General features: G+C 53.5%; 16 protein-coding genes. 12 read left to right on the top strand and 4 right to left on the bottom strand.

What is annotated here, in order from left to right:
* The first annotated feature begins 183 nt into the window (after positions 1–183).
* Together GOX75_RS05360 and GOX75_RS05355 are read left to right on the top strand one after the other, a co-directional pair.
* Complete coding sequence (locus tag GOX75_RS05360; RefSeq protein WP_171121521.1) at positions 184–402, top strand: hypothetical protein; 219 nt, start codon at positions 184–186, stop codon at positions 400–402.
* An 880-nt stretch (positions 403–1,282) separates the two neighbouring features.
* Positions 1,283–1,546: a hypothetical protein gene (locus GOX75_RS05355; protein ID WP_170696008.1), complete on the top strand. Its 264-nt coding sequence runs from the start codon at positions 1,283–1,285 to the stop codon at positions 1,544–1,546.
* 296 nt (positions 1,547–1,842) lie between these two features.
* Here the strand turns inward: GOX75_RS05355 and GOX75_RS05350 are convergent, their stop codons facing one another.
* A complete protein-coding gene (locus GOX75_RS05350; RefSeq protein WP_171121520.1) occupies positions 1,843–2,052 on the bottom strand; it encodes a hypothetical protein in 210 nt (69 codons plus the stop codon).
* A 343-nt stretch (positions 2,053–2,395) separates the two neighbouring features.
* Positions 2,396–3,268: a class I SAM-dependent methyltransferase gene (locus GOX75_RS05345; RefSeq protein ID WP_171121519.1), complete on the bottom strand. Its 873-nt coding sequence runs from the start codon at positions 3,266–3,268 to the stop codon at positions 2,396–2,398.
* A 550-nt stretch (positions 3,269–3,818) separates the two neighbouring features.
* On the opposite strand from GOX75_RS05345, the gene wecB reads away from it, so the two are divergent.
* From wecB to GOX75_RS05305, 8 genes are read left to right on the top strand one after another with little or no spacing between them, the layout of a single operon-like run.
* Positions 3,819–5,066 (top strand): non-hydrolyzing UDP-N-acetylglucosamine 2-epimerase, encoded by a 1,248-nt coding sequence (wecB, locus tag GOX75_RS05340; protein ID WP_371808158.1) that lies wholly within the window; start codon positions 3,819–3,821, stop codon positions 5,064–5,066.
* Positions 5,063–5,908 (top strand): glycosyltransferase family 2 protein, encoded by an 846-nt coding sequence (locus tag GOX75_RS05335; RefSeq protein ID WP_171121517.1) that lies wholly within the window; start codon positions 5,063–5,065, stop codon positions 5,906–5,908. The genes wecB and GOX75_RS05335 overlap by 4 nt, the downstream gene beginning before the upstream one ends.
* On the top strand, positions 5,908–7,134 hold the full coding sequence (locus GOX75_RS05330) for a DegT/DnrJ/EryC1/StrS aminotransferase family protein (RefSeq protein WP_171121516.1): 1,227 nt from the start codon (positions 5,908–5,910) through the stop codon (positions 7,132–7,134). Before GOX75_RS05335 ends, GOX75_RS05330 begins: the two co-directional genes overlap by 1 nt.
* A 5-nt stretch (positions 7,135–7,139) precedes the next feature.
* A complete protein-coding gene (locus GOX75_RS05325) occupies positions 7,140–8,165 on the top strand; it encodes a Gfo/Idh/MocA family protein (protein ID WP_171121515.1) in 1,026 nt (341 codons plus the stop codon).
* A complete protein-coding gene (locus GOX75_RS20555) occupies positions 8,162–8,782 on the top strand; it encodes an acyltransferase (RefSeq protein ID WP_171121514.1) in 621 nt (206 codons plus the stop codon). Before GOX75_RS05325 ends, GOX75_RS20555 begins: the two co-directional genes overlap by 4 nt.
* A complete protein-coding gene (locus tag GOX75_RS05315; RefSeq protein ID WP_171121513.1) occupies positions 8,779–10,125 on the top strand; it encodes an FAD-dependent oxidoreductase in 1,347 nt (448 codons plus the stop codon). Before GOX75_RS20555 ends, GOX75_RS05315 begins: the two co-directional genes overlap by 4 nt.
* Positions 10,122–11,135, top strand: coding sequence for a polysaccharide deacetylase family protein (locus tag GOX75_RS05310; protein WP_171121512.1), 1,014 nt, complete (start codon positions 10,122–10,124; stop codon positions 11,133–11,135). Before GOX75_RS05315 ends, GOX75_RS05310 begins: the two co-directional genes overlap by 4 nt.
* Entirely contained in the window at positions 11,132–12,730 is a 1,599-nt protein-coding gene (locus GOX75_RS05305) for a DUF2723 domain-containing protein (protein WP_171121511.1), read from the top strand. The genes GOX75_RS05310 and GOX75_RS05305 overlap by 4 nt, the downstream gene beginning before the upstream one ends.
* 14 nt (positions 12,731–12,744) lie before the next feature.
* Here GOX75_RS05305 and GOX75_RS05300 read toward each other — a convergent pair whose 3' ends face one another.
* Positions 12,745–13,098, bottom strand: a complete 354-nt coding sequence (locus tag GOX75_RS05300; RefSeq protein ID WP_171124934.1) for a multidrug efflux SMR transporter — start codon at positions 13,096–13,098, stop codon at positions 12,745–12,747.
* A 216-nt stretch (positions 13,099–13,314) separates the two neighbouring features.
* Here GOX75_RS05300 and GOX75_RS05295 point away from each other — a divergent pair, with 216 nt between their 5' ends.
* Positions 13,315–14,364, top strand: coding sequence for a sterol desaturase family protein (locus tag GOX75_RS05295; RefSeq protein WP_171121509.1), 1,050 nt, complete (start codon positions 13,315–13,317; stop codon positions 14,362–14,364).
* Positions 14,365–14,469: 105 nt separating this feature from the next.
* Here GOX75_RS05295 and GOX75_RS05290 read toward each other — a convergent pair whose 3' ends face one another.
* Complete coding sequence (locus GOX75_RS05290) at positions 14,470–15,963, bottom strand: BCCT family transporter (RefSeq protein WP_171121508.1); 1,494 nt, start codon at positions 15,961–15,963, stop codon at positions 14,470–14,472.
* A gap of 388 nt (positions 15,964–16,351) precedes the next feature.
* Between GOX75_RS05290 and GOX75_RS05285 the strand changes: the two genes are divergently transcribed.
* A complete protein-coding gene (locus GOX75_RS05285; protein ID WP_171121507.1) occupies positions 16,352–17,320 on the top strand; it encodes a TAXI family TRAP transporter solute-binding subunit in 969 nt (322 codons plus the stop codon).
* The last annotated feature ends 27 nt before the right edge of the window (positions 17,321–17,347 follow it).

The following is a 17,347-nucleotide window of genomic DNA, read 5'->3' as shown; positions in this document are numbered from 1 at the left end:
TCCTTTCACATCACTCGCGGAACGGCCCGTGCTGCCAAATGTGCCCCCTCTATCCAGCTGGTGGCACGGGTTTAAGGATTTGCGCCACAAAGCCGCCAACTATCTGGAAAACTGGCATCAACTCGCACGCCGGATCAATTGAGCGAGCCTATTTGACGGTCAGATAATGAGAAGGTGCGAGTTATGTTTAGGATAATACCATTCGCATTAGCGGCTGCGCTGGCGATCCCAGCGAGTGCAAAGGCTTGGGTCGAGGAAGATAATGTCAATCCTAAAAATCTCGTGACGGTGGCGGTTGGTATTGCTGACGAAGCGAACGACGGCTTTTGGACCAAAATTAGTGAAACTAGAACTAGTGCTAAGGGCAAACCATCGGCGCTTGCAATTGTGACGGCAGACTAAAAGAAAGGAGTTAGTAAATGGTTACCCAGACACAGAAACCACAATATGGTGCCATGATAGCTTCTGCGATTGTAGGTGGCGTAATCGCGTACGGCGTTGCGTCCAGTTCACAGCCTGAGCCACAAGCCAACGTGGGCTCGATGAGCGACTACTTAAATTGCCTCGGGGCCGCTCCAGAATCTGACAATTTCGCAGCGTTGGAACAGTATAACATCCGGAAAAACTCCTGTACTCGCTCTGTCGAAGCCCCTCTATATACCAGCATGTCCGGCTACGTGAGCAAGGCGGGTTACATGGTGATCACTGATCGTCAGACACCAGACTTACGTATCACGCGGGTGAAGGGCAATGTGCAAACACTTGCCGAACCAGGCGGCGAAGTCACGGGAACCTATGCCTTTGACGTAGCATCAAGCGCAGGTAGCGCAACGCAGATGGGGGCACCACTTAGCGGCGACGTCCCGACAAACTTGCACTCGCTGCCTTGGTGCTCTGACAAACCCACAGGCGCATGCAAAGCTTGGAACACAACCCAATCATTGGGGGTACTTAAGCGTTAACTAAGACCCAAACACGTACGGCAACTTGATCCAAACTCTCACATTCGCCGTATTCTATATGATTCCGCAGTCCCATCGGAATCGTCTCGTGAGTGACTGCACCTCGCCTCCGTGCGGGGTGCAGTTTTTTGATCCGGCTTTCGACACCATGCGTACATAATACGGGTTCAGCTTCCCCCTGAAACCCGACGTGGTCTGACTTGCCCCGCCTCAGTGCGGGGTATTTTTTGGTCTGAGCCCTCCGACGCAACCGTAAGAGAATTTGTTTTTTGGTCCGGAGAGCATTTCGACCCGTACCCCTATTAGAAGGGAGATAAGTCATGACCAAAAGTTTCGACATAAAATCATCCTGGGCTTCGGTGATGGATGAAACCAAAAACCCGTTGAAAAAGTACTCTTTGCCAACTGCTCACATGCTGATGCAACTGCTAGCATGGATGTGGAGCGCAATCTTTTCACTGATGGTTGGCAGCTATTTTGTGTTTGGAGTTTCTGCAGTCGGTCACATGCTGTTAATCGGCGGACTGTTTGTAACGCTTATGGTTTTTCACAAAGCTGAAGCTGAGGAAAATCAAACCAACTGAGCTAAAAATGACCGACCGGACCGCTTTGTTCTGGTTCGGTCGGTAGCGGGTGGTCGGGCGGCTCCACCCCATGCTTGTTAAGCCATTCAAACACTGCACCCCAGTCATCTTGCAGGGACAGAGCGCTGCGGTGCTCGCGCAGGCTTTCCAGCTTACATTTTAGATCGAAAGGGATGTTTCGCGGCCAGCTTCGCATGTGAACATTGGTAGAACATTCGGGAATTCAGTCAAGTTCAGATAACGCCAAAAATAGAAAGTGGGCACCGGAAGATGCCGATGCCCGACAGTACAGACGTTTACATTTTTGGATGCGCGTCAGCTCGCTGGGAGCTGTTGTTTTGAAGTTCCACAGCCGGTTGGCGGTCTGCACTCTTTCCTAGAGGCAACATGCTCGCAAGGACGACACCCCAAAAAACCAAGACGGCAATAAACGGACCGCCCAACACATATGTAATTCCGAACAGTACAAAGAAGGACGCCAGTACCAGCCAATGCTTAATGGTCATAATTGTCACTCCTTTTCTGTCTGAAACTCTCTGATCGTTACATGGGGGCTTCAACCGAGCTAAGCATGTGAAAATCTGCCAAAACTCAATGAATACTTGCCGCCTCTGAACACCGGCACCACGAGAGGCATTTCGGCTAATTGTGAATGACCTCTAAGGCACCGTCTTTGTTTACTTTTTGGGCCGATCCCCACTTCCTCTCGACCGCACCAACTACTTCATGTCCAGCAGTTCTAATCACCTAATATTACGGTAGATGCAGCCTTCTGAGGTGCTTTGCTGGCGCCAAACGGCTCTTTTATAGAAGTAGGAGCTACGCGGTAAGAGTCGCGGTACCTGCACGTTACCGGCGGCGATACAGCCTCCATTCAAGATCAAATGACGGATAGCGGATTTTCGCGTCAGGGTGCAGCATTCGAAGGGGCTTAACAGGTATCTTGCTGCCAAGAAGGTGTTCCAACAACGACGCAGCGTGCCCAGCGGATATGTATTTCTTTGGATTGCCGTTATCCATCACCGAAAAAGAATGACGCCGCATCAACGTATCAAGCCCGGATCGCGTAAACCAATGCAGGACGCTTGGGGGTGAATACTCGTGCCAGCGCTTGCCCATCAGCCGGGCCATCCAACTGTCCAGGCGCCAGTATTCGATCACGCAAATACCGCCTGGCCGCGTCAAATCCGCGACCGATTTCATGGCCTTGGGCAGGTCGTGAAAGTGGCCGATAACCTGTATCAAACTGACGGCATCGAAAGGTTCCAGTCCTTTGCAGTCTTCAAGGCTTCCCTGCAGCGCGTTCAGACCCAGCGTGTCCCGAGCGTGCGAAACCATCGTCTGGTTGGGGTCCAGGCCTGTCGTCGCCCAGCCTGCATCCTCCATCCCGGCTTGAAGAAAGCCTGCGGCACTACCAACCTCAAGAAGCCGCCCATTTTTTGAATGGCGGGACAGGAGTTCTCCGTACCGTCGGCCTTGGTCTCGCAACAACTGAGCCTCGCTCAGGTAATCGGAATACCCAGCGCCACCACCAAAAAAATAGCTATCGTCATAAACTGATGCAACGTGGTCCTGATCAAACAAGCCTGCAACCGAGCGGTTTCCGCAGGCCGGGCATTGCATAATCGAGTGTCCGTATTTGGCGAATGCAAATTCGGTTCTATTTTCACAGGCCGGGCAAATTGAGCTTTGGCCTGTTTTTAATTCACGTGCATGTTTCACTCGGCAAATCCCGCCGCAATTGTTCAAATCGGTCTTCAACATGTCGCAAATCTGTGCGCGATCGTCAAAATTAAAGGCGTATGGAATGAATGATCACCAATTAAATTGACATCAAGTCGCACTTAATTCGGGCGCGTTGACGGCTGATTGAAAGTCAGATCTTTGTGATGGTTGACGGGATAAATTGGGCGTCAATATTTCCAAAATAGCCATAATTGTTTCTCTTTCGTGGACACTTTTTTTGTCGTTCAGTTTCCCTTTCGCCTTGCCCTAAATTGTTAAAAAGACTGGATGCTCGGGGGCGAATTCAGGCCGTTTTAAACGAATCGGTTGACAATTCTGCATCCCATAACGGACTTTGAATGTGGGGGCAGGCAATTTTTGCGAGTAAAAATCTCGCGACTATTCATAGCAGAGCAGTACGAAAAGTATTGTGACTTGGGCGGAATTTTACGCCCGGGGTAATGATGAATAGTGGGGTGTTTGGCTTGTGTGAATTTGGTTATTTGTGCGCTCGAATGGGCGCAGTTTTCGGCGCTGTTTAAGCGTTATGGGGAACCCTCATTCGGAAAATAGGTCTGAACAAAAGGTGTTTGGAAAAGCACCTTTGGGTCGGCGTTCGGGCAGACAATCACGTCGTGCGGCGTTGAAAGTCATGTTGGTTTTTGGAACGCGCCCGGAATTAATCAAGATGCTGCCGATTATTCGCGAAGCGGGTGAGCGTGAAGATGTTGAGCTGATTACAGTGATGACGTCCCAGCACACTGACCTTGTGCGGTCTCTGGCTAAAGAATGGGCAATCCCCGTTGATTACGACCTTGAAGTCATGAAGCACGCGCAGTCATTGAATGACGTGATTTCTCGGGTTGTTGGACGGATTGATCGCGTTCTGGAGGAAGAGAAGCCAGATGTGGTTCTTGTTCAGGGTGACACCTCAAGCGCGTTTGGCAGTGCTTTGGCTGCGTGGCAGCGCCAGATACCTGTTGGTCATGTCGAGGCTGGACTGCGGACTGCGAGTATTGATTCTCCGTTCCCCGAAGAGGCGAACAGAAGGCTGATTTCCCGCATAGCCAGCTTTCATTTCGCACCAACCCTAAGCAATAAAAACGCGTTGCTGGCCGAGAAGGTACCGGCGCAGGGGATTTTCCTGACTGGCAATACGGTGGTGGACTCGATCAGGCATGTAATGGGGCAAAGGCGTCCCTCCAAGCCTGTTGCGTCGTTGATATCCAGCCTTAAGGGGCGTCGAATTATTGTGTTGACGACGCATAGAAGAGAGAGCTTTGGGTCCGTTATGTGCGATCGCCTTAAGGTCTTGCGCCGCTATGTCGAAGAACGGCCAGACATCAGCCTTGTGTTCCCGGTCCACCCCAACCCGCAGGTCAAGAATGTAGCGCGCGCCGAGTTATCCGGGTCCGATCAGATTCACTTGGTTGAGCCTTTGGCCTATCCGGATTTCCTGCACGTGCTGGCGGCCTCGTGGGTTATTCTGTCAGATTCAGGAGGCATTCAGGAAGAGGCACCAAGCCTTGGGAAGCCGCTGCTGATTTTGCGCGACGAAACAGAACGTTCGGAAGCCGTGAGCTGCGGGATCGCGCGGCTTGTCGGTCAATCGGCGCAACGCCTGCAGGAAGAACTTCTGGAGCTTGATTGCCCCAAAAGTTGGGCCACAAAGGTCGGAGAAGTTGAAAACCCATTTGGCCGGGGAAACAGCGCAGCCAGGATATTGGACATCCTGCAAAAAAGGCAGACGGTGGCGCGTGCCGTTGAATTGGCTACTGCGGGGACGGTGCAATGACGGGCATGTCCGATCCCACTCCGGCGGACAATCAGCGCGCACAAAGTGGGGCGGATACCTTCCTTGATCACCAGTCCTTGACCGTGGTCGCACCGTGTTTCAACGAGGAAGAGGGGCTGCATTATTTGGCAGAGAAGCTTGCCAAATTGCAGACGAACCTTGGTTCGCAAGTGGTTCTGTCGATCGTTCTGGTCGATGACGGAAGCACTGACAACACGTGGGATGTCATGCACGACCTGTTCGGGCGTTCGCCGAACGTTACCTGCCTGCGTCATAAGGAAAATCTTGGTATCATGGCGGCGACGGCAACCGGGATAGCGGCATCGACAGACGAGGCGGTCGCGGTCATCGACAGCGATTGTTCTTACGATCCGGCGCTTATTTCCAAGATGCTGCCCTTGCTGAAAGAAGACACGTCGATCGTGACGGCATCGCCGTACCATCCGCAGGGACAAGTGGAAGGTGTACCAGAATGGCGTCTGTTTTTGTCCAAGGGCGCGTCTTGGGGTTATCGGCAGTTGCTTCGGAACAATCTGGCTACGTACACGTCGTGCTTTCGCCTGTATCGGAAAAGCTCGGTTGTATCTTTACCCCGCCGGCATGACGGGTTTTCCGGTGTGGCCGAGGTTCTTGCTTTGCTGGACCGCCGTGGGTGGCGCATTGACGAGGTTCCGGCCGTTTTGACAACACGCAAATACGGGCAGTCCAAGCTGAAGCTGATGCGGGTGGTTCGCGATCACCTGTCCTTGATGTCCAGTATCGCAGTCGGAAAGATTTTTTTTAACCGTATCCCCCCGCAGGAAGTTTCTGCGGGCCCTCAAGTTCGTGGAGAAAGAGATTAATGACGAGTACATCTGTTCCCGATTTCCCTTCAGATCAGGATGCTAGCGGTCGCCAGTTGGGTGAAGAAGAAATCGCCGCTCTGACGACCGCAATTCGCTCTGGTACGCTTACGTCGACCAAAGGTCATTTCGTAAAAGAGTTTCAGTCCAAATTCGCCCAATCCATCGGGGCTGTGTTCGGGTATGCCTGCAGTTCGGGTACAGGGGCGATCCATGCCGCGGTTTCCGCAATTGACCCAAGTCCCGGCGACGAGATCATCACCTCGGCGATCACCGATATGGGTGCCATAACCCCGATCTTGTACCAGACCGCCATACCTGTTTTTGCGGATGTCGATCCGATCACGGGAAACCTGACGGCGGAAACGATTGAGCGCGCGATTAGTGACCGCACGAAAGCCATCATCGTCACGCATCTTTTCGGGTATCCCGCAGACATGCCGGCGATTTGCGCTGTTGCCCGTCAGCATGGAATTCCAGTGATTGAAGACTGCGCGCAAGCGTATGGCGCAACCATAGACGGTCGTCATGTCGGGACATTTGGCGACATCGGGTGCTTTAGCCTTCAGCAAGGTAAACACATCACGACCGGCGAAGGTGGAATTGTAACGTCCAACGACGAAGGTCTTGCCCGGCGCTTACGGTTGTTTATCGACAAGGCGTGGGGTTACGGGGATCCAAAGCCGGACCATTATTTTGTCGCGCTGAACGGGAGGATGACCGAACTGCAAGGCGCGGTGGCGCTTGCACAGTTCGCCAAGCTTGATGACAGCGTGCACCAAAGAAAGGCGATGGCCCAAAAGCTGACTGGCGCGATATCTGGCCTGCCCATGCTGGTGGCTCCGTACTCGGATGACCAAACTGTTCACAGCTATTGGAAATATCCGCTGATCGTTCAGCCCGAAATTGGCGGCCCGGTTCGTGTTGCTGAGGCGTTGCGCGGATTTGGTATAAACTCGGCGCCACGATACATCCAGAAGCCCGCGTTTGAGTGCGCTGTGATCCGTGATCAACAGACGTTCGGAGACAGCGGCTTTCCCTTTAACCTTGCCCGGCCCGAAGCTGTTGACTATGCGCCCGAGCGATTTGAGGGAACCTATTTTTTCCTGAACGATGTTCTCGTTCTGCCGTGGAACGAGCGTTACACCGACGAGCACGTCGATTACTTGGCACAACAGATTGCCGCTGTGTGTTCTGACGTGCCGCATCTGGACGTGGCGGAGTAAAGCTGATGGTACGATTTGGTATTGTTGGGGCTGGCGCCATTGCAAAAGCGTATGCCGAAGCACTGGAGCAGGCCGAAGGCGTCTGCCTGGCTGCCGTTGCAGATACGGTATTTGATGCCGCAAGTTCGTTGGCCGATGGCCACGGCGCTGCGACGTTTGCGTCGCATCGGGAATTGGCGTTGTCAGGGCTGTGTGACGCGGTGATCGTATCCACACCGCCCGCGACCCATGAAGCTGTGGTTTTGGATCTGATTGAGGCGGGTTTACCCGTGCTCTGCGAAAAACCTTTTGCGATTAACGGTGTAAGTGCGCGCAGAATGGCGTCGGCGGCTGGTGAGAAAGGCATTCTGATCTCGATGGCGTCAAAGTTCCGCTATGTGGATGACGTTCAGATCGCGCGGGAAAAGGTGGTTGCGGGAGAGATTGGCGAACTCAAACTGATCGAGAACGTCTTTACGGGCGTGGTGGACATGACCGACCGGTGGAACGCGCGGCCTGATATATCTGGCGGTGGCGTCTTGGTGGATAATGGCACGCATTGCGTGGATATAGTGCGCTTCTTCACGGGCGGTATTGTCGCCGCCTCTGCCATGGTGGGCCCAAGTCTTCAGGATATCAGCGTTGAAGACCACGTCTTCATGTCGCTCAGGACGGCAAACGGGGCTCTGGCGCAGATCGAAACGTCTTGGAGTATCCACAAGGACAGTTCGGACTACTTGGCGTTGTACGGCGACGAAGGCGTCATTGAAGTCGGTTGGAAGTCCTCGCGCATACGGCGTCCTTTGACCGGACAGTGGGAAACCTTTGGCGCCGGTTATGGAAAGGTGCAGGCATTCTCCAATCAGGTCTTGGATTTTGCAGCCGGAGTTCGCGGAGAACCAACCAAAAGCCTTGCGACAGGGCGGGATATTCTGGCGTCAGTGGACGTGATATCCGCCGGTTACACATCGATTGCAGAAGGCGGCAGATGGGTTGATGTTGACGGCGTTGCCACCATCGACAGGGTCATGCCCAAGAGTGTGGTGTCGTGACGCCCAGGATTCACCCAACGGCGATCGTCGAGAAGGGCGTAGAAATCGGCGCCGGCACATCGGTATGGGACAACGTTCATCTGCGCGGTCCCAGTAAGATCGGCAGCAACTGCATTATTGGTGGCAAAAGCTATATCGCGTACGGGGTCGAAATCGGCGATTTCGTAAAGATAAACTCGTTTGTCTACATTCCGAATGCCGTCAGGGTCGGGAATGGCGTGATGATTTCTGCGGGCACTATTTTTACCAATGACATCACACCGCGTGCCACTGACCCCGACATCACACAGCTTTTGGATTCCGGTCCGCAGGATAGTACGCTCCCGACCTTTGTTGGGGACGGTGTCACCATCGGAGCGGGCAGCAGAATCTCTGGCGGGATAACAATTGCTGAGTTCGCAATGGTAGGAATGGGATCGGTTGTCACCAAAGACGTGGGCGCGTTCCATCTGGTATTTGGTAACCCGGCCCGGCTGAAGGGGGCTGTCTGCAAATGCGGCCACGTTTTGGTCCGTGGAAGCCTTGAAGGGCAGGGAAGGGTGACCTGCCCAAAGTGCGACCGGCAATACAGTTATCAAGACGGGGTCGTTTCGTCCGAGTTGGAAAGCTTGTCATGACTGTTGGGCAGGCGGATACGTGGGCGGTCCTTGGCGGGGGGATTTTGGGTCAGGCACTGGCGCTTCGGTTGCAGAAAGCCGGTAAGCGCGTGACCCTGATTGAAGCCGCGCCAGAGTTGGGCGGTCTTGCAATGGCGCAGCAGGTCGGAGGTATCACCTACGACAAGTTCTATCACGTGATTTTGCCGTTTGATAAACGAACTCTCGCTCTGCTCGACGACATAGGGTTGGGGGACGACGTTGAATGGAGGTCAACGCGAACAGGTTTTTTCAGCGACGGACGGCTGATGCCGCTGAACGGGGCACTCGACTATCTGCGCCTCAGATCAATTGGTTTGGTGACCAAGATGCGGGTTGCCTACCTGTTGATGGCGGCTGGACGGATCAGGGATGGGGCTCCGCTTGAGCAGATCAGCGTTCAGGAGTGGTTAACCCGCTGGTGTGGACAGGCTGGGTTTGAACGGCTCTGGCGGCCGCTACTCAGGGCAAAGTTGGGTGATAATGCATCGCGGGCATCGGCGGCGTTCATTTGGTCAAGCATACGCCGTTTGTACCTTGCGCGGCAGGGTGTTCAAAAAGTTGAACAGCTTGGTTTTGTAAAGAATGGTGGCTATGCCCGTATCCTGAACGCCCTTCGCGATACGTTGACCGCAAGAGGGATCGAGGTGCAAACCAACACCCCCGTAAGCCGGGTTTTTGGTTCCGCCGCAGGTGTTTGCGTCGAAACCCCATCCGGCAGGCAGGTATTCCAAAATGTTGTCTCGACACTTCCGACAAAAGCAAATCTGGCAGTGTGCGAGGGGCTGGATGCCGAGGAGAAAAACCGTCTGGATGGGGTGGTTTACCAGGGCATAATCTGCGCGTCTGTTGTACTGGATCGACCGCTGGCCGGTTATTATCTGACCTACCTGACAGACGAGGCGCTGCCGTTCACGGGCATCGTTGAAATGTCTGCTTTGACGGGCACTGATGCGTTTGACGGCAAAACCCTGGTCTATTTACCGCGTTACGTCGCGCAGGATGATCCGTATTGGGCCCAAAGCGATGAAGGGATCGCGCTGCAATTTATTGACGCGCTGCGAAAGGTGCATCCGGACGTCGCAAGCACCGATGTTCTGGACATAAAAGTATCAAGAGTACGCGAGGTGATGGCCGTGCCAACCATTGGGTATCGTGAGAACGCTCCGCAATCGGTGACTTCGGTGCCTGGCCTTTACTTTGTGAACTCGGCCCAGATCATTGACGGGACGTTGAACGTCGATGCGACACTGGGCGTTTTGGACGAGGCCATGGCGAAACTCGAACTGGGTCGCACCAAAGCCGAGGCGAGGCCAGCAGCATGACAAAGAAGCTCGCAAGCCTGTCGCTCGATCTTGATAACCTGTGGTCCTACATGAAAACGCATGGCGATCCGGGATGGCAGGATTTTCCCGGATATTTAGACGTTGTCGTGCCGCGGTTTCTGGACATGGTTGACGAGCTTTCCATAAGCATGACGGTTTTCATTGTCGGGCAGGATGCGGTGATCAAGGAAAACAAACCGATCCTAAAATCCATCGCCGATGCAGGTCACGAGATCGCCAATCACTCATTCAACCATGAACCTTGGTTGCACCTTTATTCCCCCGAGGAGATCGGTAAGGAAATCGAACGCGCGGAAGAGGCGATCCACTCTGCCACAGGCGTTACGCCCAAGGGGTTCCGGGGTCCGGGTTACAGTTTGTCAGAAACCGTTTTGGACGTACTGAAACAACGTGGGTATGACTATGACTGCTCGACCTTTCCCACGATCGTCGGCCCTCTGGCGCGGGCTTATTATTTTGCCAAGTCGCGCTTGTCATCAGATCAAAAGGAAAGGCGAAAAGTCCTGTTCGGCGGGATAAAGGATGGCTTTCGACCTTTAAAACCCTATGCATGGGACCTGAACCGAGAGCGGATAGTCGAAATCCCAGTTTCGACTATGCCGTTTGCTCGAATACCGTTCCATTACAGTTATTTGCACTGGATCGCAGGCGCGTCCGAGGGGCTGGCTTCGGCCTATTATGCATCCGCTTTACGAGCTTGTGATGTGGCCGGTGTAGCCCCTTCGATGTTACTGCATCCGCTGGACTTCATGGGGGGGGATGACGTGCAGCAGTTGGCATTTTTCCCCGGTATGAACCAACCCTCTACTGAAAAGCTTGCCCGCATGAAGCGCTTCTTGTCCAAACTGAACGACGAGTATGACGTCACGACGATGGCTGGGCACGCGAAGACTCTGAATAGCACCGAGCTGCCTTTGCGAAGACCGGATTTCGCCGTCGAAGACACGGATGCCGTCGATTTGGCCCAAGAAACGAGCGCCACCCGATGATTGCGGCACGGCAAACCCAATCCTTTCAGGCGCTGCTGAGAGTCAGCGTGTTCTGCATTCTCACTGTTTCCTATCTGGTGACTGCGCCTGAGTATCATACGACAGCAATCGACTCGTACTATTTCGCCGAGATTATCTCGCAACATGACCTTTTCGAGGCGCCGGTCCGGCTGTTGTTGTGGCTGTCTTCGATGCAGTTGCTTTACCGGATAGTTTCAATTTTTCAGGCCGAGCCCGATCCGTTTTTGATCCTGAGTATCGCCAACGCGATATTTGCTTCGCTTTCAGTCATCTTGCTTGAACGGTTGTTATCGCGACAATTCGCTGTGCCTTCACCTGCGTCTTGGCTTACTGCCGCTACATTCGGGGTCAGTTACGGCACATGGCGATACGCAACCGAGCTTGAGGTTTATCCCTCAGCGATGTTGTTCACGATAGTTCTGCTTACCTTGGCCTTCTCTTCGGCGGGGATGGTGCCCTCTGCGCGGTCAAAACGGATCTGGATCACTGCGATAGCGGGTGCAGTTGCTTCGTTTTTCTATCAGCCGTTGGGCATCGTCGCAGGCATAGCAATCCCGGTATTCTTCCTGTCCCGGCGGGTCATGAAAGACCTTATTCAATACTGTGCAATCTACGGTCTGTTCTTGGCGGCGGGGTTCCTAAGCTTGGCACGCACCGGGGGATCCAGCGATCCGTTGCACACAATTTTAGATACGGACGGCAAAGTTGTTGTGCTGCCCGACATGGTCAGCCTTTCCGCTTCGGCGGTGGCGTTCTTTCAAAACCTGTTGTCGGCGAATTGGATGTTTGCGTTCCCACCAACACGGGATGTCATCGAAAGCAAGTTTGCGGACCATTTCATGCACGAGTTGGTCGCCACTGACCCGGCCTATTGGGGTTACCGCCTATTCCTTCTTACGATTCCGGCAGCATTGGTTTTGTTGCTGCTTGCAGTCGTTCGCGTTCTTAAGGCGCGTGAAAGACGCCCGCTGACCAGCCCTGAACTAAGTGCGATTTCGCTTTTGACCGTGCAGGCGCTTATGGTGCTGGGATTGCACCCCGAAGGTTTCGAAGCGTGGTTGCCAACGCTTGTGCCTGTATTTTTATTGTTGGGAAGTCGTATTTCCGGACCTCTGCAACGCTCTGGGCATGTGTCGGTACTTGTTTTAATTGTCGCGGTCTTTGGAGTTCATAACTGGTTTGCAGGCGTTGGAGTGTTTGCCAATGCAACGCGGGACTACAATCGCATACTGGCCGAACCCGCCATTACCCGCCTTGGCGAGAAGGACTTGGTTATCATTGGGGCCGACTGGCCGTTGTTTAAATATCTAAATTATGTAGGCGCCGCCGATACGATTTTCGCCAAGGACACACAGACCGACGTCATTCTTAGTCGGCTGGAGGGTACCATGGATAGTGGTCATCAGGTCATGATCTACCCAGATGTCATTGCACCCTCTGTCTTGGCTCTAAAGCAAGCCAGTAATCTGACGGAAGTTTACTCAAAAATGCCCAAGCAAGCGATTGCCAAAGGCGAGAAGATTGAGTTCGGTGAACTTGGATACGGTCTGCTTTTAAAAAACAATAGAAATTGAAACTGCTGGACAGGTCACCCGGTTGTCAGAAGCCCGACTCCAACAATAACAAAGGCAATTCCAAGTACCGCTTTCAAACCTATGGCCTCGCCAAAAAATATCATCCCGACGCTTGAGATTCCGACGATAGAGAGGCTTGTCGCAAGCGTGTACGCGGTGCGCAAAGGAAGCCCGCGCAAAGCATATAGATAACTGAGTAAAAGCATGACACCCAACGTCAGTCCAACCCACAGCATCGGGTGCAGTGCGGCAGACAGCATGGAAGACCACGAGCGGGATATCTCGGTTTCAACCGTAAATTTCTTGAAAGCAAAGTTCGCGCCAATATTTCCGCAAATCGCAAGCAACAAAGCTAACCAGTAACTCATCCGACAAAGCTCCGAAAATAAACTAAGTCTTCAAGTGCTAATCTGGAAGCGGTCTTAGGTCTAATGAAAAGTCGCGCGTGCGCGATCTGCGGTGCTTGCTGCCATTCCGTTCAGTGCTGGACCCACTGTTTCCAAATAGACTGGTTGAGGCGCACGTTGACTTGCGGCCTCGTTCCGCTCACTGTTTGGGAAAAGAAGTAAAAGGTACATCCAGCAGTGTTTGTTGATCTGTTCAAAGACGGAGTTATTCAGAACTTCATGGCACCTTTGTTGCCATCGACAAGCCTGTTCTATCTCTATGTAGTTTCAGCGTTTATCATCTCGGCGGCGGTGTTTTTTTTCTTCGAGAGAAGAGAGAGTGAGCACCGTCCCGACGAGATTGAAAAAGGTCTGTTTGGGTATGTTTTTGATCGAAAGGTCTGGTTTCATCCGTCTTCAAAGCAGGATTATTATTTCTTTATCGTAAACACTTTCATCTATTCTGGGATCATTGCCCACTTTATGATCTCGGGGCATATCGTGTTCAACGCATTCGGTAACGTCTTTGAGTCAGTGCTCGGACCGCGTCAGGAGGCCCTGTTCACGTTGTCCGTATTCACGTCACTGGCATATACTCTGGTGGCGGTCCTTGCGATTGATTTTGCCATTTTCCTAACCCATTACGTGCAGCATAAGTTTGCACCGTTGTGGCATTTCCATTCTGTTCATCACTCTGCCGAAGTGCTGAACATCGTAACTGTCTATCGTCAACACCCGGTCGACCTGTTCATTACGGGTACGTTCATGGTGGTTCTGACCGAGGTCGCTTTTGCGTTCTATGCCTATCTGACGATGTCCGAACCCGCGCAGCTTACGATCGGAGGGCTGAATGTTGTGCTCTTTGGATTTTACCTATTGGGGTACAATCTGAGGCATTCGCATATCTGGCTCAGCTATCCGCGCTGGCTGTCTTACATCTTCATCAGCCCGGCGCAGCACCAAACCCATCACTCGATTGACGAAAAGCACTTTGACAAAAACTTTGGCTTTATCTTCGCGATTTGGGATTGGTTGTTTGGCACGCTTTACGTTCCAAAAGGATACGAAAAGCTGGAATTTGGCATTTCACGCGCCGAACCCAACCCGTTTGGGTCGATCGTCGAGCTATATTTGAAACCTTTTCAATTGGCGTGGAAGGAAATCACGGGGTCAAAGCTGTTCAGTCGCTTTGCTATGGGGTTCGGCGTGGCGGCTGTTTTGTGCGTGGTGTTCAGCGTCGCCTTCTAATGTGTGCAACCGTGGATCACGGATCCGGGCGCTGGCTGAGCCAAATCAGAAAGCCTACATAGGCGAACACACTTAGGTTCAGCACTGTATCAATCAGTCCACCAGTCATGCGTTTTCCTCCTTGGTGAGAGACTTGAACAAGCAAACGACCAGAACCGGAACAATAAACACAAAAGCAATGGCGGATAGCGCGATGATCGAGCGCACTAGGCCGATATCCCCGACCAAAATCATTGCCAGTCCTAGGGCCCCCAGAATCCCGCCCCAAATTGTACGAATGCGGGGCGAAGGGTTCTCATCCCCTCCGGCGCCAATCATAGCAAGGGTAAAGCCTGCGCTGACTACGCTTGTAACGACGAACAGGAACGCTGCCAGAACTGTCGCCGTGCGGGTCAAACCGTCCAGCGGAAACTTTTCAAGCAATGCAAATGTGGTCGCGTCAAGGTTTTCGGCATTTACCGCGGCCAGCGTTCCGTCCTGTCTGAGAGTGTCAAAGAATCCTAGCCCCCCGAAGATTCCGAACCAAAGGATGGAAAACAGGGTGGGGGTGACAATAACGCCGATCAAAAACTCTCGTATCGTTCGCCCGCGCGAGATGCGGGCGATGAAAATACCCACAAATGGTGACCAAGCGAGCCACCAGATCATGTAATTCAGCGTCCAGCTATGGAACCAGTTGACGATTTTTTGGTCAAAGAATCCGGCCGTTGAAAAACCAGCGGGCAGAACGCCGAACAGGTAGCGCCCAAACCCCGATACGATGTCGTCCATCACATACGAAGTCGGGCCGAAGATCAAAAGGTAGATCATCAGCCCTACGGCTATCAGCATCGCGGCATTCGACAAAAGCGCCATGCCGTCGCCGAGGTCTCTGCGCAGGGGAATGATGAAGGCGATGCATAGGGCTACAAATATTGGAAGGGTCAGGCTATCGGGCTGCTCAATACCAATCAGACCGGCCACCCCGGTTTGAATTTGAAAGACGCCCATCGCCATAGATCCCGCCAGACCAACCGCGATTGCGACGATTGAAAGCAGATCGAATACCCAGCCCAACGCCTTGACCCAGTGAGCCTCTCCCAATGCGGCGAGCAGTGGTGCGCTTAGCAGCAGTGCGCGGCCTTTACGGTAGGCGAAATAGGCAATGACCAACGCTACGATCCCGTATATCGCCCAGGCGTGGAAACCCCAGTTCAAGTAGGTCACGAACATGGCGTGGCTGGCGGCTTCGGCATCGTCGCTATAGTTTTGCAAAAGCTCAAAATGCGTCAGGGGTTCGGCCGTTCCGTAAAACAGCAGACCCACGCCCATCCCGGCTGCAAACAGCATCGCGATCCAGACCGGCGTTGAAAATTCGGGCTCGGACGTATCGGTCCCCAGACGTATTTCGCCAAAGCGCGAAAAGGCCAGATAGATTGCAACAAACAGAAGGCCGCTGACTTCGAGCATGATAAACCAGCCACGGCTGCTGAATTGTGTCTCGACAGCCGCAGTCGCAAGGCGACCCAGTCCATGCGGATCGGCAATGCCCCATGCAGCGATGGCCGCGCTGAGGGTCAGAGCAATTATCAAAAGCGGGCTGGGGGATTTCCTGTCCACGATCCGAGGCCTTTCTGCGCCATTTCTTCTAGCTTATTCCATTTGCGCGCATGACCGAAAGGACCGGCGTGCTTTACACGCTGTGTCGTCATTCAATGTGAGCACCTTCGAACAAAGGCAATCCGACCAGTTCTGGTGAATTCCCCTGATCTCGGGGGGGGGAAAGTTCTGGAAATTCTCTCACATTTGCTGCTCGGGGCGGTTGAGGGGGGCGCGGGGGTTGACAAGCGGAGTGTCTGAATGAAACGTCAAATAAGTTGGGAGATTTTGAAAATTCAGATGCTTGACCCTGTTGCAAGACGGGGTGGCTTGTCGTACCGGCAAGGTCCCAGATGAGGGACCGCTGAAAAGTCTCTCATCCATAATAAGAGTTTGGGAGTTCTCAAAAATGAAAAACAGCAGCAAGCTTAGCCTTGGCGCGGTCGTAACCGCTGCATTTATGGCTCCGGCCGCTTACGCCGAGGAATTCATCACAATTGGTACCGGCGGTGTAACCGGTGTGTACTATCCGACAGGCGGTGCGATCTGCCGTCTGGTCAACAAAGGCCGCAAAGAGCACGGCGTGCGTTGCTCGGTAGAATCTACCGGTGGTTCGGTCTACAACATCAACACCATCCGCGAAGGCGAGCTGGAGTTTGGTGTTGCCCAGTCCGACTGGCAGTTCCACGCTTACAACGGCACCTCGAAATTCGAAGAGGCTGGTCCCTTCGAAAGCCTGCGCGCGGTGTTCTCGGTCCACCCCGAGCCGTTCACCGTTGTGGCCCGTGCTGACTCCGGCATCGCCAGCTTTGAAGACCTCAAGGGCAAGCGCGTGAATATCGGCAACCCCGGTTCCGGTCAGCGCGGCACCATGGACGTCGTTCTCGAAGCGATGGGCTGGAGCCTTGACGATTTCGAACTGGCGTCCGAGCTGAAAGCGGCTGAACAGTCGGCTGCTCTGTGCGACAACCAGATCGACGCAATGATCTACACCGTTGGTCACCCGTCGGGTTCGATCCAGGAAGCGACCACAGCCTGTGATTCCGTTCTGGTCAACGTGACCGGCGACGCGATCGACGGTCTGATTGACGGCAACTCGTACTACCGCACCGCGACCATTCCTGGCGGCATGTACCGTGGGTCGGATGGCGACACCACCACCTTCGGTGTGGGTGCAACCTTTGTGACCTCGGCCGACGTGTCAGATGACGCGGTTTACGCGGTTGTCAGCTCGGTCTTCGAAAATTTCGACGACTTCAAAAAGCTGCACCCGGCATTTGCCAACCTCAAACCCGAGGAAATGATTGCAGACGGCCTGTCGGCACCTCTGCATCCGGGTGCCGAGAAGTACTACAAAGAAAAAGGCTGGATTCAGTAAGCCAGACCTGACGCGGGGTGCCTTCGG

It is taken from the genome of Ruegeria sp. HKCCD7251 (genome assembly GCF_013031165.1).
Taxonomy (GTDB): domain Bacteria; phylum Pseudomonadota; class Alphaproteobacteria; order Rhodobacterales; family Rhodobacteraceae; genus Ruegeria.
This window is presented reverse-complemented; position numbering and strand designations above follow the sequence as displayed.

Bases quoted from the DNA above. Each gene is read 5' to 3' on its own strand.
- GOX75_RS05360 (WP_171121521.1), top strand. From the start codon at position 184: ATGTTTAGGATAATACCATTCGCATTAGCGGCTGCGCTGGCGATCCCA.
- GOX75_RS05355 (WP_170696008.1), top strand. From the start codon at position 1,283: ATGACCAAAAGTTTCGACATAAAATCATCCTGGGCTTCGGTGATGGAT.
- GOX75_RS05350 (WP_171121520.1), bottom strand. From the start codon at position 2,052: ATGACCATTAAGCATTGGCTGGTACTGGCGTCCTTCTTTGTACTGTTC.
- wecB (WP_371808158.1), top strand. From the start codon at position 3,819: ATGGGGAACCCTCATTCGGAAAATAGGTCTGAACAAAAGGTGTTTGGA.
- GOX75_RS05335 (WP_171121517.1), top strand. From the start codon at position 5,063: ATGACGGGCATGTCCGATCCCACTCCGGCGGACAATCAGCGCGCACAA.
- GOX75_RS05330 (WP_171121516.1), top strand. From the start codon at position 5,908: ATGACGAGTACATCTGTTCCCGATTTCCCTTCAGATCAGGATGCTAGC.
- GOX75_RS05325 (WP_171121515.1), top strand. From the start codon at position 7,140: ATGGTACGATTTGGTATTGTTGGGGCTGGCGCCATTGCAAAAGCGTAT.
- GOX75_RS05315 (WP_171121513.1), top strand. From the start codon at position 8,779: ATGACTGTTGGGCAGGCGGATACGTGGGCGGTCCTTGGCGGGGGGATT.
- GOX75_RS05310 (WP_171121512.1), top strand. From the start codon at position 10,122: ATGACAAAGAAGCTCGCAAGCCTGTCGCTCGATCTTGATAACCTGTGG.
- GOX75_RS05305 (WP_171121511.1), top strand. From the start codon at position 11,132: ATGATTGCGGCACGGCAAACCCAATCCTTTCAGGCGCTGCTGAGAGTC.
- GOX75_RS05300 (WP_171124934.1), bottom strand. From the start codon at position 13,098: ATGAGTTACTGGTTAGCTTTGTTGCTTGCGATTTGCGGAAATATTGGC.
- GOX75_RS05285 (WP_171121507.1), top strand. From the start codon at position 16,352: ATGAAAAACAGCAGCAAGCTTAGCCTTGGCGCGGTCGTAACCGCTGCA.